Below are 24,053 nucleotides of genomic sequence, written 5' to 3' on the forward strand. Positions count from 1 at the left end.
CAAAAAACGAGCGGCAGCCCGAAAGCCGCTCGCTCGTTATTCATGGAAATCGTCGCGCAAATGAGCCGTACAATTGTGAAGCAGGGGAATCCATCCGTCCTCCCGCCTCTCCAGAACGGTCAAGGACAAATTCGCGATATGGCCGTCGCCGGCGTCCGCGATCAGCGCTTGCAGCATTTGCGCCAAAAAGCTGCCGTGCGTCACGACCAACCAATTCTCGCCCGGGTGGCTCGCGGTAAACTGCTCGACGAACGCAAGGCCGCGTTCGCGGACGCTGCCGTCCGTCTCCTGATCGGGAACGCGCCTGCGCCAGTCGGGCCCCCAGCGTTCGATCCGTTCGGCCTCCGTCGTGCCTTCGGCTTGGCCGAAGCTTCTTTCCTTCAGGCGAGGGTCGGTCAAAAAGGGAATGCCAAGCCGGTCGGACAAAATCTGCCCGGTTTTGGCGGCGCGTTTCAAATCGCTGCTGACGACGCCGTTCCACAAGCCTTTCTCCCGGAGCAGCCGGTCCGCCAGCCTTTGGGCTTGCATCTCTCCGACGGCGCTAAGCGGAATGTCCGTCGTGCCTTGAATTTTCCCGGCCTTGTTCCAGGCGGTAAGCCCGTGCCGTACCCAACCCATCCGCATGCAGGCGTTCATGTCCGCACCCTCGTGAACCAGTTCAGCACCAGAAGCGTCATGACGACGCCGAGCAGCGACAGAGCGATCCAATATTCGGGATAGGCGGGCGATGCGTGAAGCACGATCGGGTCGCTCAAGCTTGCCACCGGCACGTCGACGGACAAGCGGGAACCCGAGCTGGCGACGGAAAACGCGGAGGCCGTTTCCATGACGCCCGTCCTGCCGGTATCGGAAGACATCATGCGATCCGCGAGCACGTACAGAAACCCGCAGGCGAACACGGCCAGCAGGGAGGCAAGCAATCCGGCGACCCGGATGCGGAACGCCCTTCCGAATGCGTAAGAGCGCTGCACGGCGGGCATGAACCAATTTTGCTCGGCGTAAATCCGGTTCATGACGTTGCGGTTCATTTCCTCGAGGTTAACCGATTTTTCCAAATAATTCTCGAATTCCTCGTCCATCGGCAGCGACCGGATCAGGCTGGCGCTTTCCTCCCAGAGTCGATATTCCTCGAAGCAGCAGGCGCAAGAGCTTAAATGCTCCTCGACCTGGCGCCGCTCCGATTCGGAGGCGGATCCTTCGCAGTAATCGCTGAATTTCAATCGTATCAGATCGCACCCGGTCTTCATCGCGATTTCATCTCCTCAATATCCTTCAGCAGAACCGGCTCGCTAAAATAAGATTCCATTTGCGTCTTGACGCTGGCCCTGGCCCGAAAGAGCAACGATTTGACGGCGCTCACCGTCTGTCCCAATATGCCCGCGATTTCTTGATAGTCCATGCCTTCGTACTCGCGTAGAATGAGAGCGGAACGCTGCTTCTCCGGCAAATTGTTGATCGCTTCCCGCACCTTCAACACTTTCTCGTTTCGCAAAAGAGCCATTTCCGGGGTCGCCTCCGGAGGAGCGGCGGGTATGTATGCGGAGTCGTCCAGCGACATGTGGGCGGCCTTCTGCTTCCGAAGCTCGCTCAGAACGGTGTTTCGCGCGATCGTATACAGCCAGGTCGCGAACGAAGCGTCCACTTCCCGAAACGAGTGCAAGCTGCGGTACGCTTTGTAAAACGTTTCGGAGCACAAGTCTTCCGCGAGCAGCTCCAGCTTGGCGCTGCGCAGCATATGGTATATAAATGAAAGAATCTTCTTCTGGTAACGCGTCATTAATTCCGAATAAAGTTCAACGTTTCCGTCCTTGATTTCCCGAATCAGTTGCGAATCGGTCATCGACCCTGCGAGCCTCCCCTCTTGTGCAGGGATTCGCTTGCAGCCGGCTTATACCAATATACCGGCCATAAACGAAAAAGTTGCGCGAAGCGCGCATCTTCCACACAACCCCATTATTTTACATAGGCTATTTGCTATTGTAACACACCGCGAAGAGCGCAAAGCTTAAAAAATTCTAAAAATGCTTTTTTGGCGAATGGAACCGATTCGAGGTCCTTGAAGCGAATGTCGCAATAAAAATTTCGAAAACGCTTCAAAAATAATGAAAACGCTTATTGACAAAATGAAAACGGATACATATAATAAAAGTACAGTATGGTTTCTCTCCACTCCTATCCAATATCTGAGCGTTCGACGTAACGCTCGCGCCACTCCTTGAGTGGCGTTTTTTGTTTGTGATCCAATGGGCGGCCTTATGACGCATGCCGTGATTCCGAATATCCCGGGTAATGCGGGAAGCGCAATAGAAAAGTTATTCCTTAACCATAAAACGTTCGCAAGCCTTGATTTGTTGCACGATTTTTTTCGTTGGCAATTGGATCTTCTCGACGGTATGATTTCACACCCTGTAATGGGATGGAACGCGACCGAAGTCTCGAATACGTCGGGCTTGCGTCACGATTATGCGTTATTCGCGTTCAGACTTCCTCCGCTCGCGAACGGGGATTACGGGCAATTGTACGAGAGAAGGCAGCGACTGGCACTTGGCCGTATTCCTGGCGAGGATTCGAACGAGGGTAATGCAGGAATGGGCAGGAGTATGCGGGATTGGACGGAGGATGCAGGATTGGCCGGGGATGACGCAAATGGGTTCGCCTAAGCTTGGTTGGATTTTATCCAACCTAATTCGGCTTTTTTGAGATACATTTCGGCTTCGTTGGATTTTGTCCAATCTGGCGAGGCCTTATTAGCGTTTTTGTCCAAATTCCGAGTCCCTCATTGGATATAATCCACTCTAGGCAACGATTTCCTCGTTTTCCGCTCCCTTGATTGGACGAAATCCAACATAGGCCTCCCTCCGCTTGGATGCTCCTTCCTTCGCTTGGACGGTCCCCCTCCGAATCCCTCCGCTTGAACGCCCCCTCCGCCTTCCCTTAAGGCTCCCGCATACGCCTCTTAAGGACGCGAAGGACTTAAACTTATCCCATACGACAGAAAAAGCGGCCCGCCCGAATCTCCCCGATCCGGAGGCGGCGCCGCTTATTTTCAGAAAAACACTTCATGCCCAAGCGATCGAAGCAGTCCGACCGCTCGGTCGAGATCGTCCTGCTGCCGGAACGACAGGCGCAATACGCCGGGAACGTCCTCGCGGCTCTCGATGATATGCAGATTGCTCAGATTGATTTTCTCCTGGCCGAGCTCGGTCGCGATTTTGCCGATGATTCCCGGCTGGTCGGGAACGTTGACATAGCATTCGTGCAGCGAAGAAATCATGCCCTTGCGCCGTTCGGGAAGCTGGTTGCGAAACGCCCCGGCGCTGCGGAACTGTTCCGCTACTCCGTCTCCGTCCCCGGCTTCGAGCAGCGCCGCGAACTTGTCGATGCCGAGCCGCCAATCGTCCAGCAGCTTCAACAGCACTTCCTTGTTGTTGAGCAAAATATCGCGCCAGATCGTCGGATCGCTCGAAGCGATGCGGGTAATGTCGCGGAAGCCGCCCGCCGCCAGGCTGCGGTACAGATCGTTCGAATCGTTGTAGGCGGCGATCTGGTTCACGAGCGCAACCGCAATAATATGCGGCAAATGGCTGATGGCGCCGACAATGTCGTCGTGCATCTTGGAGTCCGTTTTCACGATTTTCGCCCGGGTCCAGCGCAGCAGCTCCTCCAGCCGTTCCAGCGCCCCGCTCGGCGTCCGATCCGTTGGCGTCAACACGTAGTAGGCGTTCTCGAACAGGTCGGGCGACGCCGCCTCGACGCCGCTGCGCTCCGATCCGGCCATCGGATGGCCGCCGATGAAAGCCGCGCCGCCAAGCTCAAGCCGCTCGGCGAACGCGACGACGGACGCCTTCGTGCTGCCGACGTCGGTGATGACGCAGCCGGGCTTCAGCGGCAGCTTCGCCAACTGTTCGATATAATCGTTCAGGCGTCCGACCGGCACGCACAGAAAAATAAAGTCCGCATCCGCAGCCGCTTCGGCGATCGACGTCGTGCCGACGTCGACCACTCCGAGCCGCTCGTATTTTCGAACCGAAGCCGGGTTGATCGAATGTCCGACGATTTCATACCCCGGCTTTCCCTTCCAGCACAGCGCAAGCGAGCCCCCGATCAGTCCGACGCCGAAAACGGCGATGCGGATTTTCGGCGGGGCGGTTGTTTCCCCTTGTTGGATAAAGCCGTCGAGATCCGCCGCCATTCGCTACACCCGCGCCCCGAATTGTTGGAGAACGGTTTCCAGCGCGGCGACGACTTTCGCGTTTTGCTCGGCGCTGCCTACGGTTATGCGCAGGTGCGTCGGATATTTCTTGTGGCCGGCGCGAACGATAATCCCTTTGCGCAGCAGCGCGTCGAACACCTCGCCTGCCGGGTGCCCCACATCGACCATAATAAAGTTGCCGTAAGCGGGAAACGCGGACAGACCCAGCCGGTCGAATTCCGACCGCAGGTAAGCGAGCCCTTCCTTGTTGGCCTTCCGGCAGCCGTCGATGAACGCTTGGTCCTGCAGCGCCGCGAGCGCGGCGGCTTGCCCGAATCGCGACGTGTTGAACGGTTCGCGCACCTGGTTGATCGAACGGATCACCTCCGCGCGTCCGATGCCGTATCCGATGCGAAGCGAAGCCAGCCCGTAAATTTTCGAGAACGTGCGAAGCAGCACGAGGTTGGGATACTTTTTCAGCAGGGCGAGGCCGTCCGGGAATTCCGGATCGTCGATATATTCGCAGTACGCTTCGTCCAGCACGACCATGACGCTTTGCGGCACTTTGGACAAAAACCATTCGACTTCGTCCTGGGTGACGATCGTTCCGGTCGGGTTGTTCGGGTTGCAGATCCAGACGATTTTCGTCTTGTCGTTCACTTTGTCGAGCATCGCTTTCAGATCGTGCGTGCCTTCGCGAAGCGGGACCTCGACGAACACGCCGTTTTCGATCTCGACGTTGTGCTTGTATTGCGGGAACGTCTGATCGGCCGCGATCGTCTCGTCCCCCGGAAGCAGAAACGCGCGGGCGATCATCAGAATCACTTCGTCCGAACCGCAGCCGAGAATGATTTGATCCGGGTCGACGTTCAAATATTGGGCCAGGGCGGCGGTCAGCTCCACGGCTGCCCCGTCCGGATAAATGCTGATGTTGCCCAGCTCGTTTTTAATCGCTTCGAGCGCCGCCGGCGAGCTGCCGAACGGGTTTTCGTTGGAAGCGAGCTTGATGACTTCGGTCAGTCCAAGCTCGCGCTTGACTTCTTCGACAGGCTTGCCGGGCTGGTAAACCGGCAAATGGACGATATTCGGTTTGGGTTGCATCGGGGTTCCTCCTGATTTCCGCTTTTGTGACATTGAAAAAGAGCGCTGCGCGCTCCGACGTGCGATATGCTTCTATTTTGACACATTGCGCAACCCCTGTACAGATGCCAAGGGGGGAATCGGCCGCTCCGAAATTCGGCCGGCCGGATCGAAAATCGGGCCTGCGCCGACTGCGCAAGCCCGATTCGTTTCTTCTATTTCCGCAGCGAGACTCAGCTCCGCGGCTTCAAGCCGGCGATGAACGCCTGCACGGCTTCCAGTCCTTCGCGGCGCTTGCCGGCTTCCGTAGCCGTCAGCAGCGGCAGCGCTTCTTCCACTTTGCGGACGATGGCGCTGCCGACAATGACGCCGTCGCACGACGACGACAGCTGCTCCACCTGCTCGCGGGACGAGATGCCGAAGCCGACGCAGATCGGCACGTTTGCCGCGCCCCGCACCGTCGCCAGAAACTTGTCGATCCCCGAATAAAATTCCGACCGGACGCCGGTAACGCCGAGCGAGGAAACGCAGTAGACGAAGCCGCGAGCCCGCGCCGCAATGCGCTCGACCCGGGCGTCCGACGTCGGCGCGACGAGCGGAATGAGATGAATGCCGGCCGCCTCCGCCTTTTGCCTCGTTTCCTCGTCCTCTTCGAGCGGCAAATCCGGAATGATGACGCCGCTGAAATCGTTCGCCTTCAACTGCTCGAAGAAGCGGTCGAGGCCGAATTGCAGCACCGGGTTGAAATAAGTAAACAGAATGAAGGGCATGCCGACGCCGCGTTCGCGCGCCTTCGCCGCGACGGACATGCAGTCGGCGAGGGAAACGCTGTGCCTCAGGGCCCGCTCCGAAGCCCGCTGGATGACCGGACCGTCGGCCAGCGGATCGGAGTACGGGACGCCGAGCTCGATCATATGCGCGCCGGCCGCTTCCGCCGCCTGGACGAGGGAGACGGACGTTTCGAGGTCCGGATCTCCCATCGTCAGAAACGGAATGATCGCCGTCTCGCCTTTCGCCTTCAGTTCGGCGAACACAGCGTCGATGGCGTTCGTCGTCGCTACGCTCACGATTCGGCACCTCCCAGGTACTGCATGATCGATTCTACGTCTTTGTCTCCCCGTCCGGATAGGCTGACGACGATCGTTTCGTCCTTGCCCATCGTCGGAGCCAGCTTCAGCGTATGCGCGACTGCATGCGCGGATTCCAGCGCCGGAATGATGCCTTCCAGCCTGGACAGCAGCTGGAGCGCTTCGAGCGCCTCGGCGTCGGTAATCGGCACGTATTCGGCGCGGTTCGTATCCTTCAGGTACGAATGCTCCGGCCCGATGCCGGGATAGTCCAGCCCCGCCGAAATCGAGTGCGCGGGCAGCACCTGGCCGCCTTCGTCCTGCAGCACGTAGCTCATCGAGCCTTGGAAAACGCCCGGCCGCCCCTTGGTCATCGTCGCCGCGTGTTCCTCGGTGTCGACCCCGCGCCCGGCCGCCTCGACCCCGATCAGGCGAACGGACGCATCGTCCACGAACGGGTGGAAGATGCCCATCGCGTTGCTGCCGCCGCCGACCGCCGCCACGATCGCGTCGGGCAGACGGCCCTCGGTTTCGAGCATCTGGTCCTTCGTTTCCAGCCCGATGACGCGCTGAAAATCGCGCACCATCATCGGATACGGGTGCGGTCCCGTCACGGATCCGAGAATGTAATACGTATCGTCCACATGGCTGACCCAATAGCGCAGCGTTTCGTTGCACGCGTCCTTGAGCGTCCGCGTTCCGCTTGTGACGGGGACGACTTCCGAACCGAGCAACTGCATCCGGAATACGTTGAGCTGCTGGCGCTTCGTGTCTTCCTCGCCCATGAACACCTTGCACTCGAGACCGAGCAGCGCCGCGACGGTCGCAGAAGCGACTCCGTGCTGGCCGGCTCCGGTTTCGGCGATGATTTTTTTCTTGCCCATCCGTTTGGCCAGCAGCGCCTGTCCGATCGTATTGTTGATCTTATGGGCTCCGGTGTGGTTCAAATCCTCGCGTTTCAAATACACCTTCGCTCCGCCGAGATGCTGCGTCAGCCGTTCCGCATAATAGAGCGGGGTCGGGCGCCCGGAATACTGCTTCAGCAAATACCGAAGCTCCTCGAGAAACTCCGGATCGTCCTTGTAGCGATGATAGGCCTCTTCAAGCTCGAACAGCGCGTTCATCAGCGTTTCCGGCACGTAGCGTCCGCCGAACGAACCGAAACGTCCGGCGCTGTCCGGCACCTGCGTTTGCGTCATGATCTAAAGTTTCACCCTTTCCGCGAATGCGGCGATTTTGTCGTTGTCCTTCGCGCCGTCCGTCTCCACGCCGCTGGAAATATCCACGCCGTCGGGCAGACCGGCCGCAAGCAAATTCTTCACGTTATCGGGCGTGAGTCCGCCCGCGACAAACAGCTTCAGGCCGTTATCGGCCGCCTTCTTCCGATAGGCGGGAATAAGATCCCAACGGAACGGCCGCCCCGTGCCTCCTCCCGCCGTGTCGAGCAATACCGCGGATACGGCTCCGCGATAGGCGTCGAGCCGGTCCGGCCCCGCCGGCTCCGCGCCGCCGCGCCAGGCCTCGCCGGAGGCGGGAGCGGGAGCTCGGGCCGAGGCGCTTTCCTGGCCGCCGCCGGCACCCGCTTCCGCGCCGTCGCCCGGCTCGTCGACCGGGAGCGCGCGCCACACCTCGACGCCGAACCGCTCCGCCACCTCGCGGCACAGCTCGGGCGACTCCGAGCCGTGCAGCTGCACGACGTCGAGCCGCACTTCCGCCATGACGGCCGCGATTTCCTCCGGCGACGGATCGACGAACACGCCGGCGATTCGCGGCGGTTGACCTCCGGCCATGCGCGTGCGGCGGGCTTCCGCGGCGAGGCGCGCCGCCTGCGCGGCGGTCACCCGCCGCCGGCTCGGGCGAAGACGAACCCGATGTAATCGACGGGAAGTCCGTTCATCCCGCGCAGCGTCGCTTCTTCCCGGATGCCGCATATTTTGACGAGGGGCGCCGCCGCGGAAACGTCTTCGCGAACCGGGCCGCTCACTTGGCCGCGCCCCCGTTCGTCACGGGTCCCAGCAAGGCGAGCACGCCTTCGCCCGGATCTTCCTGCCTCATGAAATGCTCGCCGACAAGCACGGCCTGGGCGCCCGCCCCGCGAACGAACGCGATATCGTCCGGCGTTGAAATGGCGCTTTCGCTAACCGCGACGACGTTCGGCGGGAGCAGCGCGATGAGCCTCTCCGTCACGGCAAGATCCGTCTTGAACGTGCGCAAATCGCGGTTGTTCACGCCGATGAGCGTCGCCTTGCCGATGTCCAGCACCGTCTCCAGCTCTTCCCGGTCGTGCACTTCCACGAGCACGTCCAACCCGAGAGCGCGGGCGAGGTCGTGAAAATCGGCAAGCTGGCGTTTCGTCAATATTGCCGCGATCAGCAAAATCGCGTCGGCGCCAACGAGGCGCGCTTCGTATATTTGCCTCTCGTCGATCGTAAAGTCCTTGCGCAGCAGCGGCACGCTTACCGCTTCGCGCACCTGCGCCAAATAATCGTTCGAGCCTTGAAAATACTCGACGTCGGTAAGCACGGAGATGCAATCCGTCCCGGCCGTCTCGTACATGCGGGCCAGCTTCGCCGGATCGAAATCGGGGCGAATGAGCCCTTTGGAAGGACTTGCCTTCTTTACCTCGGCAATGAGGCCGACGGAACGGCGCCGATTCTCCGATCTTAACGCTTTTTCAAAGCCGCGGCAAGCGGGAAGTTCCGAAATGGCGCGTTCCGCGTCCGCCAGCGCGAGCGTTTCGCGCAGCCGTTCGACCTCGTTTTTTTTCGTTTCGACTATTCGATCAAGAAACATGGCTCACTTCTCCCGTCGTCGCAATCCATTGCTCCAGTTTCGCTTGGGCTTTGCCCGAATCGATCGTTTCCGCCGCCGCCCGAACGCCGTCCGCAAGCGTATCGGCGCGCCCCGCCACATAGATGCAGGCCCCCGCGTTGAGCAGCACGACATCGCGGTAGGCGCTTCGTTCCCCGCCGAGCACCCGGCGGATGATCGCGGCGTTTTCCCTCGCGTCTCCGCCCTTCACTTCGCTGAGCGGCACCGTCTTCAGACCCAGCTGCTCGGGGTAATATCGTACGTGGTCACGGTTCCGTCCTTCAGCTCGGATACTTGCGTCGGCGCCGAAATGCTGATTTCGTCGAGTCCGTCATGGCTTCCGACGACGAGCGCCCGAACGAGTCCGAGACGCTCCAGCACGCGGGCGACCGTTTCCGTGCGCGAGCGGTCGTACAAGCCCATCAGCTGCCGGTCCGCGCCGGCCGGATTGGCCAGCGGGCCGAGCATGTTGAAAATCGTCCGCACGCCCAGCTCCTTTCGCGGAACCGCGGCATGCTTGAGCGCCGGGTGGAACGCCTGCGCGAACATAAAGCAAATCCCCGTCCGTTCGAGGCACTCGGCGGCCTGCTCCGGCGTCAATCCGATCTGAACGCCGAGCGCCTCCAGCACGTCGGCGCTGCCGGCTTTGCCGGACATGGCGCGGTTGCCGTGCTTCGCCACGCGGACGCCGGCCGCCGCCGCAATGACGGCGGACGACGTGGAAATGTTGAATTTATGAATGCCGGAACCTCCCGTTCCGCACGTATCGAGCAAATCGCGGCTTTCCGCGCGGACCCGGCTGGCGAATGTGCGCATCGCTTCGGCAAAACCGGTAATTTCGTCGACCGTTTCGCCTTTCATCCTCAGCGCGACGACCAGACCGGCGATTTGAGCCGGCGTCGCTTCGCCTTTCATGATGAGGCTCATCACCTCGCGCGCTTCGCCAAGCGCCAAATCCCCGCCGCCCACGACCCGGGCGAGCGCGAGCGGCATCGAAATCGCTTGCGTGTTCGTCTCCATCTTTTCGCCCTCCAAGATTCAATCGTAGTCGAGATTGGTGCGGCGGTCGTACGCCGCGGCAGCCAGCTTCCGGGCCGGAGCCGGCGCGAACACCGCCTCCGCCGCGCGAATCGCCTTGAGCATGCCTTTCGCCTTGTTGACCGTCTCTTCGTATTCCTTCTCCGGCACGGAATCCCACACGATGCCCGCCCCGGCTTGGACGTAAGCTTTGCCATGCTTGAAAATGATCGTCCGGATCGTGATGCAGGTGTCGAGATTGCCCGAAAAGCCCAGGTAGCCGATCGCGCCGGCATAGGCTCCTCGCGCCTCGTTTTCCAGTTCGGCGATAATTTCCATCGCCCTCAGCTTCGGGGCGCCGGATACGGTACCGGCCGGCAGGCACGACAGGAAGGCGTCGAAAAAATCTTTATCCTTGGCAAGCTTGCCGGTCACGTTGGACACGATGTGCATGACATGGGAGTATCGCTCGATTTCCATGTAGGCGTCGCATTTGACGCTGCCGAATTCGGATACGCGGCCCAAATCGTTGCGGCCCAGATCGACGAGCATGACGTGTTCGGCCCGCTCCTTCTCGTCCGCGAGAAGCTCCCGCTCCAGCGCCTCGTCTTCCTCCGGCGTTTTGCCCCGCGGTCTCGTTCCGGCGATCGGGCGCGTCTCCACGCGGCCGCCGTCGACTTTGACGAGCAGCTCCGGCGACGTGCCGACGATGACCTCTTCGCCCAGCTTCAGCACGTACATGTACGGAGAAGGGTTCATCGTCCGCAGCATCCGGTATACCTGGAGCGGATCGACCACGGTTTCGATATGGAACCGCTGGGAGAGCACCGTCTGGAAAATATCGCCCGCGCGGATGTATTCCTTCGCTTTCTCGACGTTTGCGATAAACTGCTCCCGGGTCAAATTGGAGCGGATGTCGCCAAGCTCCGGATCGGACGGAGGCGTCCCGGTCGGGGCCGGCGACGAAAGCGCCGGCTGCCTTAAACGAGCGATCATCTCGTCGAGTCCCGCGCAAGCGTCGTCGTAAGCCGCCTCGATTTGCGCATCCGACGCCCCTTGGGGAACATGCACGTTGCCGATGACGAGCACCTGCTGCTTGAAATGATCGAACACGACGATCCGGTCGCAGAACATGAAGTGCATGTCGTCCATCTCCAGGTCGTCCACGCGATGCGAAGGCAGCCTGCGTTCGTAATACTGCAGCAAATCGTAGCCGAAGAAGCCGATCGCGCCTCCCGTAAACGGAGGCAGTTCGGGCAGCGCGGGAGAGCGGTACGCCCGCAGTCTCTCTCGCAGCAGCTGCAGCGGGTTATCGGTCGCAAACGATTCGGTCCGGCCGCCCTCCTCCAACGTAACCTTGTTTTTTTTCAGCTTCAGCGTCAAAAAAGGATCGGTTCCGATAAACGAATACCTCGCCCATTTAATGCCGCCCTCCACGCTTTCGAGCAAAAAAGCTCTGCGGTCCCGGCTCAATTGCTGAAAAACGCGAATCGGCGTTTCGGTATCGGCCAACAGGCGTCTGGCGACCGGAATGACGTTGTACTCGCTTGCGAGGCGAATGACCTGCTTCAGTTCCTGCGCGCGCTGCTCCATTTCTTTTCTCCCCTTTCCAAGCTTTCGTCCGGCAAAGCCGGCCGAAGCTCGCTAATGGCCGTTCGTCAAAGCGAGCATGAAAAAAGCATCTCCGCTTCGCAGAGATGCATCCGTAGACAAGGGTATATGAGGGCTTAAAATCCGCCATGCCCGGTTCCGGACATACGGCCGCCGCTCCTTGCCGACTACGAAGCGAAAATCGTTCGATTCCCGTTCGCCGGCAACTCCGCTCATCTCGTCTCTGCTCGTCGTTCATGGACTTTCGCGTAAGTTTTCGTCCCTGCGGCCGAAGGTTCCGCGCCAAGTCATACCATCACTATAGCATTGCGCGCCGCTTGCGTCAACGGATCAGCCCTTCGATTCGGCCAGATCCGGCCTGAGCGCCTGCGCCCTTCCCAAATAAACATGATGAATTTCCGACTGCGGAACGTCCGTATTGACGTGAACCATCAGCCGGATGCATTTTTCCAGGCCGCCCTTGACCGGAATTTCCACCGAGCACATGAGCGGAACGTATTCCCAGCCTTCCAGCATGCGGATCGCCTTCGCCGGAAACGCCGTATCCAAATCCTGCGTCACGGTGACGAAAATGCTGCAAATATCCTCGGGAGCCGTCCCGTTCGCCTCGACGATCGCTCTCAGCAGCTCAAGCGTGGCGTCCAAAATCGGCTGCGTTTCGTTCGTTTCGACCGTAATCGCGCCTCTGATTCCCCTTACGCTCATCTTCGTACGGATTCTCCTTTCAAGCTTTCCACGATTTCGCGGACCCAGACGGCCGGGACGTCGTTGCGGATTTCGACCGTTCCGATCGCCGTCGGCACGACGAACACCATGTTTCCTTCGCTGAACTTTTTGTCGTGCATCATCGCCGCCATGATCGCGTCGGTGTCGTAAGCTTCCGGAATCCGCACCGGCAGGCCGAACTTGCGCATGAGCGATTCCGTCTCCGTCTCGATGCTCGCCTCATATCCGAACTTTGCGGCAAGGCGGGCGGAACCGACCATGCCGATCGCGATCGCCTCGCCGTGCAGCAGCTCGCCATAACCCGCTACCGCTTCGAGCGCATGGCCGATCGTATGGCCGAGATTGAGAATGGCGCGCAAATCGTTTTCCCGCTCGTCCTTCGACACGACAATCGATTTGACGCGGCAGCCTTCGTAAAGCGCGCGTCCGAGCGCGTCCGGCTCCAGCCTCATCAAACGCTCGGCGTTGTCGCCGCACCAGCGCGCGAACTCCGCGTCCCAGATCAGCCCGTGCTTGACGACTTCCGCATAGCCGGCGCTCACTTCCCGCGCCGGAAGGCTGACGAGCGTGTCCAGATCGTACAGGACGAAATCCGGCTGATGGAAGGCTCCGATAATATTTTTCGCCAGGCGGTGATTGACCGCCACTTTTCCGCCGACGCTGCTGTCGTGCGCCAGAATCGTCGTCGGCATTTGCACGAAGCGGACCCCTCTCATATACGAGGCCGCAACGAACCCGGCAAGATCGCCGACGACCCCGCCCCCGAGCGCGACGACCGTCGACTTGCGGTCGAGTCCCGCTTCGAGAGCCGCCGTAATCAGATCGTCGAAAGCCGTCAGCGATTTGGACTTCTCGCCCGAAGGCACGACGGCTCTAGCGACCGCATACCCCGACTCGCGCAGCGATTGTTCCACCGTGCCGGCGTACAAATGTTCCACCGCGGCGTCGGTCACGAGCAAAATCGGCGATTTCGCCGGAAAGCCCCGCTCCTTGAACAACGTTCCGCATTGCCGGAGAAGCCCGCTTCCGATCAGGATCGGATACGATCTGTCGCCAAGCTCCACCTTCAGCTCCCGAATTCCCGTCTCCGCCATCAGTACTCCGCCACCTGTTCCAAGTAGCGGTCGTAATTCGCCCGGATTTCATCCATTGAATCGCCGCCGAATTTCTCGAGGAACGCTTTGGCGACTTCCCAGGCGACGACGCTTTCCATGACGACGCTCGCCGCCGGAACCGCGCACGCGTCCGAACGCTCGACCTGGGCCGTAAACGGTTCCTTCGTGTCGATATCGACGCTTTGCAGCGGCTTGTACAGCGTCGGAATCGGCTTCATGACGCCGCGCACGACGATCGGCTCCCCGTTCGTCATCCCGCCCTCGAAGCCGCCGAGCCGGTTGGAAGCCCGGTAATAGCCGCGCTCCGGCGAATACATGATTTCATCGTGCACCTGCGAGCCCGGAAGATTGGCTGCTTCGAAGCCGATGCCGAACTCCACGCCCTTGAACGCGTTGATGGAGACGACCGCTTGCGCGATCCGCCCGTCCAGCTTGCGGTCCCATTGCACGTGGCTGCCCAGGCCGACCGGAAGTCCCGCCACGATGCATTCGACGACGCCGCCGATCGAATCGCCGTCGGCCTTCGTTTTGTCGATAAGCTCGATCATCCGCTGCTCGGAATCCGCGTCCGCGACGCGAACCGGCGATTGCTCCGTCCGCTCGATCAGCTCGTCGATCGGCATTTCCGGCAGCGGGGCGCGGATGCCGCCGATGGAAACGACGCGGCCGGCGACCTTGATGCCGAATTGCGCGAGCAGCTGGCGCGCCACCGCGCCGACCGCGACGCGGGCCGCCGTCTCGCGCGCACTGGACCGCTCCAGCACGTTGCGCAGGTCTTTCAGATTGTATTTCAAACCGCCGTTCAAATCCGCATGCCCCGGACGCGGACGGTGAACCCGGCGCTTCGTTTCGTCGCTGCCTTCGATCGGCTCGATGTTCATGACAGCCGTCCAATGCTTCCAGTCGTTGTTCGCAACGACAAGCGCGACCGGCGCTCCGGTCGTTTTGCCGTGGCGGACGCCTCCTACGATTTGAGCTTCGTCCTTTTCGATTTGCATTCTCCGCCCGCGGCCGTGGCCCTTCTGCCGGCGCTGCAGTTGAAAATTAAGCGCTTCGAAATCCAGTTCCAAATTGCTGGGCAATCCTTCGATAATGGCGGTAAGCTGCGGACCGTGCGTTTCCCCCGCGGTCAAATAACGTAAACTCAACTGTAGTGACCTCCTAAAATTCAATCGAGCCGCACCCCGGTTCCTTGCACCGCCGGCAATCGCTCGTCAATGGCGTCCTGTAAACGTCTTTGCTCATTATAGTACAGCCCCGAAGAATTTGACAAGAAAACAGCCCGTCACGTGCGGACGGGCTGCTGCTTGGCGATATCGGGACGGCTCTGCGGCGTCTCGCGCAAAAAACCGATCAATGCCACGTTGTCGAGGCCGAGAATTTGCGCGCATTCCTGCGAAGATATCAAGCGGCGGCGATAAGCTTCGATCACTTTGCGCTTGTCCATGAATCCCTCCGGGACGTTAGGTTATCCATAGTATCGCGCGCCGCCCCCAAGCTCATACGGAACGGCGGTAGAAAAACGTCTCCGACGTTTCGAGCCCGTACTGCCCCGGGGAAAAAATTTGCTCGGTGCTCCCGACGAACAGCAGTCCTCCGGGCTTGAGCGCCTGAGCGAACCTCCTGTACAAATCCTGCTTCGCCTCTTCCGTAAAATAAATCATGACGTTGCGGCAGACGATCAGATCGTAATTGTCGCCGAACCGGTCGAGCAGCAGGTTCTGCTTCTGAAAGCGGACCGCCTTTTTCAGGCGGTCGCTCACGTGATAAGCCCCGTCCGCCTCCCGGAAATAGTTCCGGACGAATTCCGGAGGCACGTCCCTTAGCGACCGTTCCAAATAAACGCCGGCCTTCGCCTTCGCCAGCACCCCGTCGTCGATGTCCGTCGCCAGCACGCTGGACGCATCCAGCGCGCGAAGCGAATCGAGAATCATGGCGATCGTATACGGCTCTTCGCCGGTCGAACAAGCCGCGCTCCAAATACTCAAACGGGGATTGTTCTTCAGTATGGCCGGCAAAAACTTGTCCTTCAGCACCTGCCAGCGATTCGGATTGCGCCAAAACTCGGAAACGTTGATCGTCATCCGGTCCAAAAACTCGTTGTGAAGCCTGTTGTCGCTCATGAGCGCCTTGAAATAGGAAGCGAAGTCAAGAAAGCCGTGCTTGAGCCGCAGCGTCGTCAATCTCCTGCGCATTTGCGTCTCTTTGTATTGAGACAAATCGATCGATGTCGCTTTCCGGATGTCGGCCACAAAGCGGGCAAAATCTTCGTCCTCCGCAGACCGAGGCGCCTTGCTTGTCCCCCATTCAGTCATGCCCGTTTATACTCTCCCCGCGTGGATGCCGTCAAATCCAGATTTGAACGGCTTTCTCGTATGTAGCAAGCTCGCTTTCGGCGAAAAAAATGCCGATTTCCCGTTCCGCGCTCGCAACCGAATCGGAGCCGTGAACGAGATTGTAATTCGTATGTAAGGCAAAGTCCCCCCGAATCGTCCCCGGGGCCGCTTCCAGCCCGTTCGTCTTGCCGATCAGCTGCCTGGCGGCCGATACCGCCTGATCGCCTTCCCATACCATGGCGAACACCGGTCCCGAGGTGATAAACTCGATAAGCCGCGCGTAAAAATCTTTGCCCACGTGCTCCGCGTAATGGCGGGCCGCCAGCTCCGGCGTCACCTGCATCAGCTTGGCTCCGACGAGCTTCAATCCCTTTCTCTCCAAACGTCCGACGATTTCGCCGATGAGTCCTCGCTGCACGCCGTCGGGCTTGACCATCACATATGTCCGTTCCATGACGCTATTTCCCTCCCCGGAATCCGTCTTGAAAAGAGTTTACCATATTTTCAATATTTTCGCTCGGCCGCGAACTTCGCGATATCGGCCAGATTTTTTTTGGCCGGGATGTCCGGAATCGCCTCCAGCGCTTTTAACGCTTTGGCGATAAAGCGATCCGCAAGCCGCTCCGCTTCCCGGATGCCGCCGCTTGCGCGGACGAGCTTCACCGCTTGCTTCGAGTCGGCTTCGTTCTCGCTTTGCCGGATCCGTTCGATTTCCCGAAGCAAGGCCGGGCGGATGTCCGGTTCCTGCAGCGCGTACATGACCGGCAGCGTGATGTTTCCCTGACGCAAATCGCTTCCCGGCGGCTTGCCGATCGTTTTTTCCGTACCGCACAAATCCAGCAAATCGTCCGTAATCTGGTAAGCCATCCCCACCTGGTACCCGAAACGGTACAGGGCGCCGCTCACTTCCTTCGAAGCGCCCGCCGCGATCGCCCCCAACTGGCAGCTGATCGCGATGAGCAGCGCCGTCTTGCGGCGAATGCGGAGCAAGTAGTTGCGGACGGTTTGCTCCGTGTTGAAAAAATCGCGGATTTGCTCCATTTCCCCGATGCACATCTGCACGATCGCCGAAGATAAAATCTGGTGAATCCGCGGGTCGTTCAATTCGCTTGCCACGACGAGCGCCTTGCCGTTAATGTAATCGCCCGTGTACATCGCGATCCGGTTGTCCCATTTCGCTTTGACGGTCGGCTGCCCCCGCCTTGTCTCGGCGTCGTCGATGACATCGTCGTGCACGAGCGACGCCATATGGATCAATTCCAGCGAAGCCGCCACGTATTTCAGCCGGTCTAGCGAATAGTCGCCGAACTTCCCCCCGAGCAGGACGAAAACCGGACGCAGCCGCTTGCCGCCGGCCTTCAGCAGATGCTGGGCCGATTCGTTCAGAAGCGGCATCTCCGAGGCGACGCTTTGGGCGAGCGTGTCTTCGATCGCGTTCAGGTCTTTTCTCATCGCTGCGTACAGCTGCATTAATTTCATAAATTCACCCTTGGTATCGGATACCGGCCGCGTCGGCCGAAACGGATTCGGACCATTCGGACAGCGTCACCGCCTTGTCCATCAGGCCGAGCTCCTTCGCGTAACGAAAATAGAGCTGAAGTCCCGCCCGCTGCGAAGCGGAGAAATCATGGCTCAATCCGTCGAAATAACCTTTCCAGTACGTTTCGTCTCCGCCGATGCGGCGGACGGCCTCTGCGATCAGCGGCTCCGGCCGCCGCGCCGCGAGCTCCTTCGCACGAACGAATTCGCGGTAGATATCGCGAACGGCTTCCGGGTTGGCCGCCGCGGCATCCCGGCGGACCGCCCAAACCGCATACGTCATCCAATGGCCGGTCCGCTCCCGCCACTTTTCCCCCAAATCCATGACCTGGTAGCCATGGTTCTGCCACGAGGCGCGGATCGCGTGATCGCCGATGAGCAGCGCGGCGTCCGCCTTTTTCATCATTTCCTCAAGCGAAGGCTCCGCCGTTTCGTATGTCGGTCGGCCTCCGTAAAATTTCTCGACGATGATTTTCAACAAATTTACGGTCGTCGCCGAAGTCGTCGTCAGCGCGATCCTTCCGTTCAGCGCCTGGGCGAGAGGTTTCTTCAGGAACAACAGCAGCGATTGCACCCGGCCCAGGGAACTGACGGACAGATCGGGCAGCAGCCAGTAATCGTCGGCGGACAAGCCGAACGCGAACGAGGAAACGGCGGAAATATCGATCTCGCCCTCGCGCAGCTTCCGGTTCAGCTCCGCCGGCATGGCGCGCACCGTTTCGATTTCGCCATTCAGCCGCGCCGGATCGAAATAATGAAACACGGGCCACACGTTGGCGTAATCGATGCGGCCTACGCGAAGCGGGCGGCGGGCGTTATTCATCGGCCTCTCCCCACCTTTTGAACAGATGGTGCGGAATCCCCATGCCGTCCAGCACCTTGCCCACCATGAACCTGACCGCGTCCTCGAGCGTTTGCGGCCCGTAATAGAACGCCGGCATCGCCGGCACGATCCGCACCCCGAGACGCGCAAGCTTCAGCATGTTTTCCAGATGGATCGCGTGCAAAGGCGTCTCGCGGGGCACCAGGTGAAGCGGCCGCCCTTCCTTGAGCATGACGTCGGCGGCGCGAGCCAGCAAATTGTCCGACGACCCGTGCGCGATCGCCGACAGCGTCCCCATCGAGCACGGCACGACGACCATGCCTTCGACGCGGAACGAGCCGCTTGCGATCGAAGCCCCGATATCGGACGGGGGATGGAACGTCAGCCGCGGGTCGCCTTCTTCGACTCCGAGTCCCCGATATAGCGATTCTTTGCGCTTCGTCGCGTTCCAGCCGAGCTCTTCCTTGAGCACCCGCCACCCCGCCTCGGAAATGACGACGTGCAAATGATAGCCCGAAGCGAGAAGCTCGCGGCAAAGCGTCACCGCGTAAATCGCCCCGCTCGCTCCGGTAATCCCGACGACCCAGCGACGCGCGCCTTCCCCGCGTTCGGCCCTTACCATGCGCGCACCAATACGAGATCGACGAAGGTAAAGGCGAACATCACCATGCTGAGGACGCTGTTCATCGTGAAGAACGCCTTGTTAAGCTTGCTCAGGTCGTTCGGGCTGACGATGCGGTGCTCGTAGACGAGCAGCGCGCCGGCGACGACGATTCCGGCCAAGTACCACCAGCTCAAATCCGTCAGCGCGATCAGCGCCGCGAAGCCCGCGAACGTCAGAAGATGCAAAAAACGCGCGAACCGCAGCCCGCCGGCGATGCCGAAACGGGCGGGAATGGAGTGGAGCTTTTCCTTGCGGTCGAACTCCATGTCCTGGCAGGCGTAAATGATATCGAACCCCGCCGTCCAGCACGCCACGGACAAATACAGCACGATAGCCGGCAGCGAAATCGTTCCGGTCACCGCCACCCATCCGCCGAGCGGAGCCAGGCCGAGCGTCAAGCCGAGAAATAAATGGCAAGCCCAGGTGAATCGCTTCGTATAGGAGTAAAAAACGGTCATGAAGACGGCGATCGGCATAAGCTTGACCGCGAGGCTGTTGAGCTGGGAAGCGGCCCAGAACAGCAAGACGAACGAAATGACGATGAAAACGAGGACTTCGGCCGATTTCAGCAAGCCGGCCGGAATCGCCCGATTGGCCGTTCGCGGATTGCGCGCGTCGATCGCTTTGTCGATGACGCGGTTCAGCCCCATGGCGGCCGAACGAGCCCCCACCATCGCGAGCAGTATCCATCCGCATTGGGCCCACGTCGGCAGCGCGCCGTTTTCGGTGACGGCGCCGAGAATCGTTCCGATGTAAGCGAACGGAAGCACGAACAGCGTATGCTCGATTTTGATCATTTCAAGGAAGATGCGAATTTTGCGGATCATGGATGGTCGTTCCCTTTCGTGCCGATATGAAGCGCCGCGATGCCGAAGGTCAGCGGGTAAACGCGCACGTTGCGCGTGCCGGCTTCGCGGAACATCTCGGCAAGCGCCTGCATATCGGGAAATGTCGCGAGCGACTCGGGCAGCCAACGGTACTGCTCGTAGCGTTTCGCGATCCACTTGCCAAGCAGCGGAAGCAGCTTTTCGAAGTAGAAAAAATAAATGCCTTTGAACGGTTGCTTTTCGGGCTTCGACAGCTCCAGGCAGACGATTTTCCCGCCCGGCTTCACGACCCGCCTCATCTCTTTCAGGACTTGCATGTAATCGGGCACGTTCCGGAGGCCGAAGCCGATTGTCACGTAATCGAACGAATCGTCGGGAAAAGGAAGCGACATCGCGTTGCCCTGGATCAGCTCGATCTGCTTGTCCAGCCCGAGCTTCTTCACCTTCGCCCGCCCGATTTCCAGCATGTTGTTGCTGAAGTCGAGCCCGACGGTGCGGCCGGTGCCGCTCGCTTGCGCCAGCGCGATCGTCCAGTCGCACGTGCCGCAGCACAGATCGAGCGACGTCTCGCCGGGCTTCAGCGCGAGTTTGCGCATCGTGAACTTGCGCCACGATTTGTGCCTGCGGAAGCTCAATATATCGTTCATTCTATCGTACTGAGGCGCGATGCTCTCGAATACGGAATGGACATGGTTTTGTTTGGACTCGGCATCCATTCGGTTCACCCCAATTCGGTAGCTGCTGCGGATACGGGCGCCGCCGCCCGGAAAAACGGGGCGACCAGCGGAGCCAATTCCTGCGCGAGTTTGTCGGAAGGCATCCGCGCCAGCAGGCTCTGCAATTGCATCGCCGTTTGATGCAGCATGCCGGAAAGCTTTTCGGATACCGAATATTTGACCATGAGCTGGCGGAGAAGGCCGGCGTCCTCCCGCTTCTCCTCGAGCGCCCGTCTATCCTCGTCGGCGCCTTCCTCCAGCACGTGCCAAAACCCCCAGCTGCCGCTCAGGTCGGTCGGTTTCTCCAGCTTGCCAAGCTCCTGCAGAAGCAGCTCGCAGCGGCTGAACCGGTCCATGATTTCCGGCCACAGCCGTTCGTACAGGCCGGTCATCAGATGGTTAAACGACAAAAACAAGCCGGATTTCAATTCCGCCCCGTGAGTCAAATACTCTTCCGCGTTCAGCTTCATCTGTCTCATCTTCGCGTAGAACCCGATTTTGATCCGGTTCAGCTCGCAAATCGCATCCCCGATCCGGCGAATCATATCGACCTGGCCGGCCTGGGCGAGCAAATGGTAAAAGCGGCCGCTGAAATAATCGCCCGCAAGCACCTTAAGCTGCCTCGCGCGCATAACAAGCAATCCGCCGCGTTCCGCGGCGGATTCGTTCTCCACCAGATCGTGCGTGTCGAGTCCCATCTGCGCGAGCGAGGTGACGATCGCGAGCAGTTCCCTGTGCTGCGCGCTCTCCGCTTGGTACGCAAGCATCGCATGGAGCAAACGGATCCGCGCTTCCGGAAATTCCGGCAGCTCGGTATGGATCTGGATCATATCGTATTCCATATATTTCCCGGCCATTTGTGCCAATCGGTTACGTGTCATCGTTTATGCCTCCGAGCATCCGCAGCAAACCATTCGTTCTCTTAAATTTCATCTATTATAACATACCTGCCGTTCCCCCGCATAACTGCATGGCAGGTTTCATTCATTTGTAATATTTCCAGCCCAGCGTTTTCCATCCGTCGTCCAGGAAAGCCTCAGCTTCTCCGTCCAGGCGGGCGCGCGTTCCCCTGCCGCCTCGCGGTCCAGCCCGGCAAGATCCGAAGCGGTCCAGTCGCCGGCGCGCGAATCGGCGGATACGAGCAGCGTTCGGCCGCGTTCGTCTTCCCGGAAAAACCGGAGCAGCACCTGGCGAACATTCGGCATGCGCTCGAAAGACAAGCCGACGATTTGCCGGACGTCGTTCCACAGCCGCTCCGGCCGATCCGACTCCGGCGAAAGCGTCAAATCGACGGAAAGGATGCCGTTCTCCCAGATGACCCGAGTCAAACGGTTGGCAAACGGAAGCTTGATAAACGCATCCACGATCGTATCGTCCGACATTTTCGAGACGCGAATCGGCGTAAACACGGCCGCGCTTTCCCCGGCGTCCCGGGCCAAAGGCTCCCGCGCCGCGAATTGTCCAAGCGCGACCGCCAAAACGAATCCAAACGCGGCAAGTCCAAGCCACGCTCGCAGAAAGCTCAACGCCATCCCTCCCCTTGCCGCGATGTTGTCCCATTCTCATTGTACATCGCGAAAGGAGAAGCTATGACAGAGAGATCTGTCAAACGTCGGTTTCGACCACTCCGTACTTGGTCATGACCGTCGCTTTGCCGCGAATTTTGATCGCGGACGTATGATCGGTAAATTGCGCGATCAGCACTTCGCCGCGGTCCAGCTTTTCCGTATGATGGAACCGGGTATCCTGGCCTCGGGTAAGGCCGATCACGTTGACGCCGTTTTCCTTGGCTTTGACTACGATGTATTCTCCTTGAGCGGGAACAGACTCCATCTTCCCTTCCCCTCCCTCTTCTTTAGCTATTCTTTATCTTTCTATCATGTCCCATGATGAGGGATGCGTTTCTCTCTGTCAAACAAAAACTGCCTTTCCGCGAAGCCCGCGAAAAAGCAGTTCTGTGTAAGTATGTCATGGTCGGAGTAGCGGGATTTGAACCCACGACCTCACCCACCCCAAGGGTGCGCGCTACCAGTCTGCGCTATACCCCGAAAGAATACGAGAGTGATTATAGCACAGGACATCGGCTTTTCGCAACCCTGAAACCATCACAAAACTAAGCAAAAGCCGAATTTTTATTTGATGCCTTCTTTGAGCGCTTTCCCCGGCTTGAATGCGGGAATTTTTCCTGCCGGAATTTCGATTTCTACGCCGGTCTGCGGATTGCGCCCCTTGCGGGCGGAACGTTCGCGCACCTCAAAATTGCCAAAGCCGACGAGCTGGACCTTGTCTCCCTTTTGGAGCGCTTCCGAGATGACATCGAATACGGCGTCAACCGCTTGGGTTGCATCCTTCTTGGACAGATCGGCCAGTTCGGATACTTTGGCGATCAGTTCGGTTTTGTTCATGCTTTCACCTCCCCGGGCGGATACTGGCCTGTTAACTGTTTATCCGTTTCATCAGAAATTATACACACAACGGCGGCGAAGTTTCAAGCGGGACGCGAAGTTCGGCGTTCGGCGGCGTCGCGCCCCTTGCGCGGATCAGGATTTTCGCCGGGTCAGGTGAATGAAGGTGACGGCAAGCGCCAGCACGAGCACGCCGCCCTTGACGATGTCCGTCGCGTAATATTGCACGTTCAGCATCGTCAGGCCGTTGATCAAAATGCCGGTCAGCACCGCCCCGACAAACGTGCCGATGATATTGGGCCGGCCCGCGCCGAAAACGGAATAACCGACGAACACGGCGGCGACCGCCTCCATCAGCAGCGGGGCTCCGGCGTCGATCTGGCCGCTGCCGACGCGGGAGGCGAACAGGATGCCGCCGATCGCGGCGAACACGCCGGAGGCGACGTATGCCCACATCCGCACGCGTTTCACCTTGAGGCCGGACAGGCGCGCCGCCTCTTCGTTTCCGCCCGTCATGATCAGCTGCCTGCCCCAGCGGGTATATTTGAAAAACAGGTGCGCCGCCGCGACGGCAACGATCATGAGAATGACCGGAAACGGGACGCCGAGCAGCTTGCCTTGCCCGATCCACAAAAACGAGTCGTACATTTTGCCCGGGGCTTTCGAGCCGTCGGTCAACTGCATGTTGTTGTAAATGGAGTAGCCCTTCGTATACGTCCGGTGAAGACCGCTGATGATGTACATGACCGCGAGCGTCGCAAGCAAATCCGGAATCCGGATTTTGACGATGAGCAGCGAATTGAGCAGACCGACGGCCGCGCCGACGAGCAGCGGAATCACGATGACGAGCACGAGCGGCATTTCGTACCAGATCATGAGCGTGGCGGTGACGACCGTAGAAAGCGACACCGTCGAACCGACGGACAGGTCGAAGCCGTCCACCATAAGCGAAATCGTCACCCCGATGGCGACGAACGTGACGATCGAGATCGACCGGAGAATGTCGGTCAAATTCGAATAGGTGAAGAAATATTGATTGTAAAGCGAGAAAAACAGCAAAATGACGCCGATGAAAATAAGCGCCCCGTATTTGAACGAAAAATCCAGCACCTTGTTTTTCACTT

28 protein-coding genes, 1 tRNA gene and 1 pseudogene are annotated in these 24,053 nt (G+C 59.6%); 1 reads left to right on the forward strand and 29 read right to left on the reverse strand.

The window, feature by feature from the left end; all coding sequences use genetic code 11:
• Window positions 1–36: 36 nt before the first annotated feature.
• From JW799_RS24400 to JW799_RS24410, 3 genes are read right to left on the reverse strand one after another with little or no spacing between them, the layout of a single operon-like run.
• Entirely contained in the window at window positions 37–636 is a 600-nt protein-coding gene (locus JW799_RS24400; protein WP_205432088.1) for a histidine phosphatase family protein, read from the reverse strand.
• Window positions 633–1,247, reverse strand: coding sequence for a zf-HC2 domain-containing protein (locus tag JW799_RS24405; protein ID WP_205432089.1), 615 nt, complete (start codon window positions 1,245–1,247; stop codon window positions 633–635). The genes JW799_RS24400 and JW799_RS24405 overlap by 4 nt, the downstream gene beginning before the upstream one ends.
• Window positions 1,244–1,840 carry an RNA polymerase sigma factor gene (locus JW799_RS24410; protein WP_205432090.1) on the reverse strand — a complete coding sequence of 199 codons (597 nt, stop codon included), beginning with the start codon at window positions 1,838–1,840 and terminating at the stop codon, window positions 1,244–1,246. The genes JW799_RS24405 and JW799_RS24410 overlap by 4 nt, the downstream gene beginning before the upstream one ends.
• 415 nt (window positions 1,841–2,255) lie before the next feature.
• Here JW799_RS24410 and JW799_RS24415 point away from each other — a divergent pair, with 415 nt between their 5' ends.
• Window positions 2,256–2,660, forward strand: coding sequence for a hypothetical protein (locus tag JW799_RS24415; protein ID WP_080838721.1), 405 nt, complete (start codon window positions 2,256–2,258; stop codon window positions 2,658–2,660).
• Window positions 2,661–3,046: 386 nt separating this feature from the next.
• Here the strand turns inward: JW799_RS24415 and JW799_RS24420 are convergent, their stop codons facing one another.
• The 26 genes and pseudogenes from JW799_RS24420 to JW799_RS24540 form a co-directional block, all read right to left on the reverse strand.
• Window positions 3,047–4,192 (reverse strand): prephenate dehydrogenase, encoded by a 1,146-nt coding sequence (locus tag JW799_RS24420; RefSeq protein ID WP_080838720.1) that lies wholly within the window; start codon window positions 4,190–4,192, stop codon window positions 3,047–3,049.
• A gap of 3 nt (window positions 4,193–4,195) precedes the next feature.
• Window positions 4,196–5,293 (reverse strand): histidinol-phosphate transaminase, encoded by a 1,098-nt coding sequence (hisC, locus tag JW799_RS24425; RefSeq protein WP_080838718.1) that lies wholly within the window; start codon window positions 5,291–5,293, stop codon window positions 4,196–4,198.
• Between the two features lie 212 nt (window positions 5,294–5,505).
• Complete coding sequence (gene trpA, locus JW799_RS24430; RefSeq protein ID WP_205432091.1) at window positions 5,506–6,339, reverse strand: tryptophan synthase subunit alpha; 834 nt, start codon at window positions 6,337–6,339, stop codon at window positions 5,506–5,508.
• Window positions 6,336–7,538: a tryptophan synthase subunit beta gene (trpB, locus tag JW799_RS24435; RefSeq protein WP_080838715.1), complete on the reverse strand. Its 1,203-nt coding sequence runs from the start codon at window positions 7,536–7,538 to the stop codon at window positions 6,336–6,338. Before trpB ends, trpA begins: the two co-directional genes overlap by 4 nt.
• A 3-nt stretch (window positions 7,539–7,541) precedes the next feature.
• Entirely contained in the window at window positions 7,542–8,180 is a 639-nt protein-coding gene (locus tag JW799_RS24440) for a phosphoribosylanthranilate isomerase (protein ID WP_338026323.1), read from the reverse strand.
• The gene (locus JW799_RS29815; RefSeq protein WP_338026324.1) at window positions 8,177–8,323 is read right to left on the reverse strand and encodes a hypothetical protein; all 147 of its coding nucleotides are present in this window, start codon (window positions 8,321–8,323) and stop codon (window positions 8,177–8,179) included. Before JW799_RS29815 ends, JW799_RS24440 begins: the two co-directional genes overlap by 4 nt.
• A complete protein-coding gene (gene trpC, locus JW799_RS24445) occupies window positions 8,320–9,132 on the reverse strand; it encodes an indole-3-glycerol phosphate synthase TrpC (RefSeq protein WP_205432092.1) in 813 nt (270 codons plus the stop codon). The genes JW799_RS29815 and trpC overlap by 4 nt, the downstream gene beginning before the upstream one ends.
• Window positions 9,122–10,170 (reverse strand): annotated as a pseudogene (gene trpD / locus JW799_RS24450) (anthranilate phosphoribosyltransferase). The gene trpC and the pseudogene trpD overlap by 11 nt, the downstream one beginning before the upstream one ends.
• An 18-nt stretch (window positions 10,171–10,188) precedes the next feature.
• Window positions 10,189–11,760 (reverse strand): anthranilate synthase component I, encoded by a 1,572-nt coding sequence (trpE, locus tag JW799_RS24455; protein WP_205432093.1) that lies wholly within the window; start codon window positions 11,758–11,760, stop codon window positions 10,189–10,191.
• Between the two features lie 348 nt (window positions 11,761–12,108).
• Window positions 12,109–12,483, reverse strand: coding sequence for a chorismate mutase (aroH, locus tag JW799_RS24460; protein ID WP_080838706.1), 375 nt, complete (start codon window positions 12,481–12,483; stop codon window positions 12,109–12,111).
• Window positions 12,480–13,598: a 3-dehydroquinate synthase gene (gene aroB / locus JW799_RS24465; protein ID WP_205432094.1), complete on the reverse strand. Its 1,119-nt coding sequence runs from the start codon at window positions 13,596–13,598 to the stop codon at window positions 12,480–12,482. The genes aroH and aroB overlap by 4 nt, the downstream gene beginning before the upstream one ends.
• Window positions 13,598–14,767: a chorismate synthase gene (aroC, locus tag JW799_RS24470; protein ID WP_205432108.1), complete on the reverse strand. Its 1,170-nt coding sequence runs from the start codon at window positions 14,765–14,767 to the stop codon at window positions 13,598–13,600. The genes aroB and aroC overlap by 1 nt, the downstream gene beginning before the upstream one ends.
• A 137-nt stretch (window positions 14,768–14,904) precedes the next feature.
• Window positions 14,905–15,066 (reverse strand): hypothetical protein, encoded by a 162-nt coding sequence (locus tag JW799_RS24475; RefSeq protein ID WP_176220846.1) that lies wholly within the window; start codon window positions 15,064–15,066, stop codon window positions 14,905–14,907.
• 52 nt (window positions 15,067–15,118) lie between these two features.
• Entirely contained in the window at window positions 15,119–15,934 is an 816-nt protein-coding gene (locus JW799_RS24480) for a CheR family methyltransferase (protein ID WP_205432111.1), read from the reverse strand.
• Window positions 15,935–15,965: 31 nt separating this feature from the next.
• Window positions 15,966–16,409, reverse strand: a complete 444-nt coding sequence (ndk, locus tag JW799_RS24485) for a nucleoside-diphosphate kinase (protein ID WP_080838700.1) — start codon at window positions 16,407–16,409, stop codon at window positions 15,966–15,968.
• A gap of 50 nt (window positions 16,410–16,459) precedes the next feature.
• A complete protein-coding gene (locus JW799_RS24490) occupies window positions 16,460–17,434 on the reverse strand; it encodes a polyprenyl synthetase family protein (protein WP_080838698.1) in 975 nt (324 codons plus the stop codon).
• A gap of 4 nt (window positions 17,435–17,438) precedes the next feature.
• Complete coding sequence (locus JW799_RS24495) at window positions 17,439–18,317, reverse strand: menaquinone biosynthesis protein (RefSeq protein WP_205432113.1); 879 nt, start codon at window positions 18,315–18,317, stop codon at window positions 17,439–17,441.
• Window positions 18,310–18,939, reverse strand: coding sequence for a UbiX family flavin prenyltransferase (locus JW799_RS24500; RefSeq protein ID WP_205432115.1), 630 nt, complete (start codon window positions 18,937–18,939; stop codon window positions 18,310–18,312). Before JW799_RS24500 ends, JW799_RS24495 begins: the two co-directional genes overlap by 8 nt.
• On the reverse strand, window positions 18,933–19,808 hold the full coding sequence (locus JW799_RS24505; RefSeq protein ID WP_205432116.1) for a UbiA-like polyprenyltransferase: 876 nt from the start codon (window positions 19,806–19,808) through the stop codon (window positions 18,933–18,935). The genes JW799_RS24500 and JW799_RS24505 overlap by 7 nt, the downstream gene beginning before the upstream one ends.
• Window positions 19,805–20,524, reverse strand: a complete 720-nt coding sequence (locus tag JW799_RS24510) for a demethylmenaquinone methyltransferase (protein WP_205432117.1) — start codon at window positions 20,522–20,524, stop codon at window positions 19,805–19,807. The genes JW799_RS24505 and JW799_RS24510 overlap by 4 nt, the downstream gene beginning before the upstream one ends.
• A 5-nt stretch (window positions 20,525–20,529) precedes the next feature.
• Window positions 20,530–21,405, reverse strand: a complete 876-nt coding sequence (locus tag JW799_RS24515) for a heptaprenyl diphosphate synthase component 1 (protein ID WP_205432118.1) — start codon at window positions 21,403–21,405, stop codon at window positions 20,530–20,532.
• 99 nt (window positions 21,406–21,504) lie between these two features.
• Window positions 21,505–22,050, reverse strand: coding sequence for a hypothetical protein (locus tag JW799_RS24520; protein ID WP_139787274.1), 546 nt, complete (start codon window positions 22,048–22,050; stop codon window positions 21,505–21,507).
• A gap of 79 nt (window positions 22,051–22,129) precedes the next feature.
• Window positions 22,130–22,357 (reverse strand): trp RNA-binding attenuation protein MtrB, encoded by a 228-nt coding sequence (gene mtrB / locus JW799_RS24525; protein ID WP_080838682.1) that lies wholly within the window; start codon window positions 22,355–22,357, stop codon window positions 22,130–22,132.
• Between the two features lie 138 nt (window positions 22,358–22,495).
• Window positions 22,496–22,572: transfer RNA gene (locus tag JW799_RS24530), tRNA-Pro, on the reverse strand.
• Between the two features lie 84 nt (window positions 22,573–22,656).
• A complete protein-coding gene (locus JW799_RS24535) occupies window positions 22,657–22,929 on the reverse strand; it encodes an HU family DNA-binding protein (RefSeq protein WP_080838679.1) in 273 nt (90 codons plus the stop codon).
• Window positions 22,930–23,064: 135 nt separating this feature from the next.
• Entirely contained in the window at window positions 23,065–24,051 is a 987-nt protein-coding gene (locus tag JW799_RS24540; protein ID WP_176220845.1) for an ABC transporter permease, read from the reverse strand.
• Window positions 24,052–24,053 lie beyond the last annotated feature (2 nt).

The organism is Cohnella algarum, assembly GCF_016937515.1.
In the GTDB taxonomy this organism is placed as follows: Bacteria; Bacillota; Bacilli; order Paenibacillales; family Paenibacillaceae; genus Cohnella; species Cohnella algarum.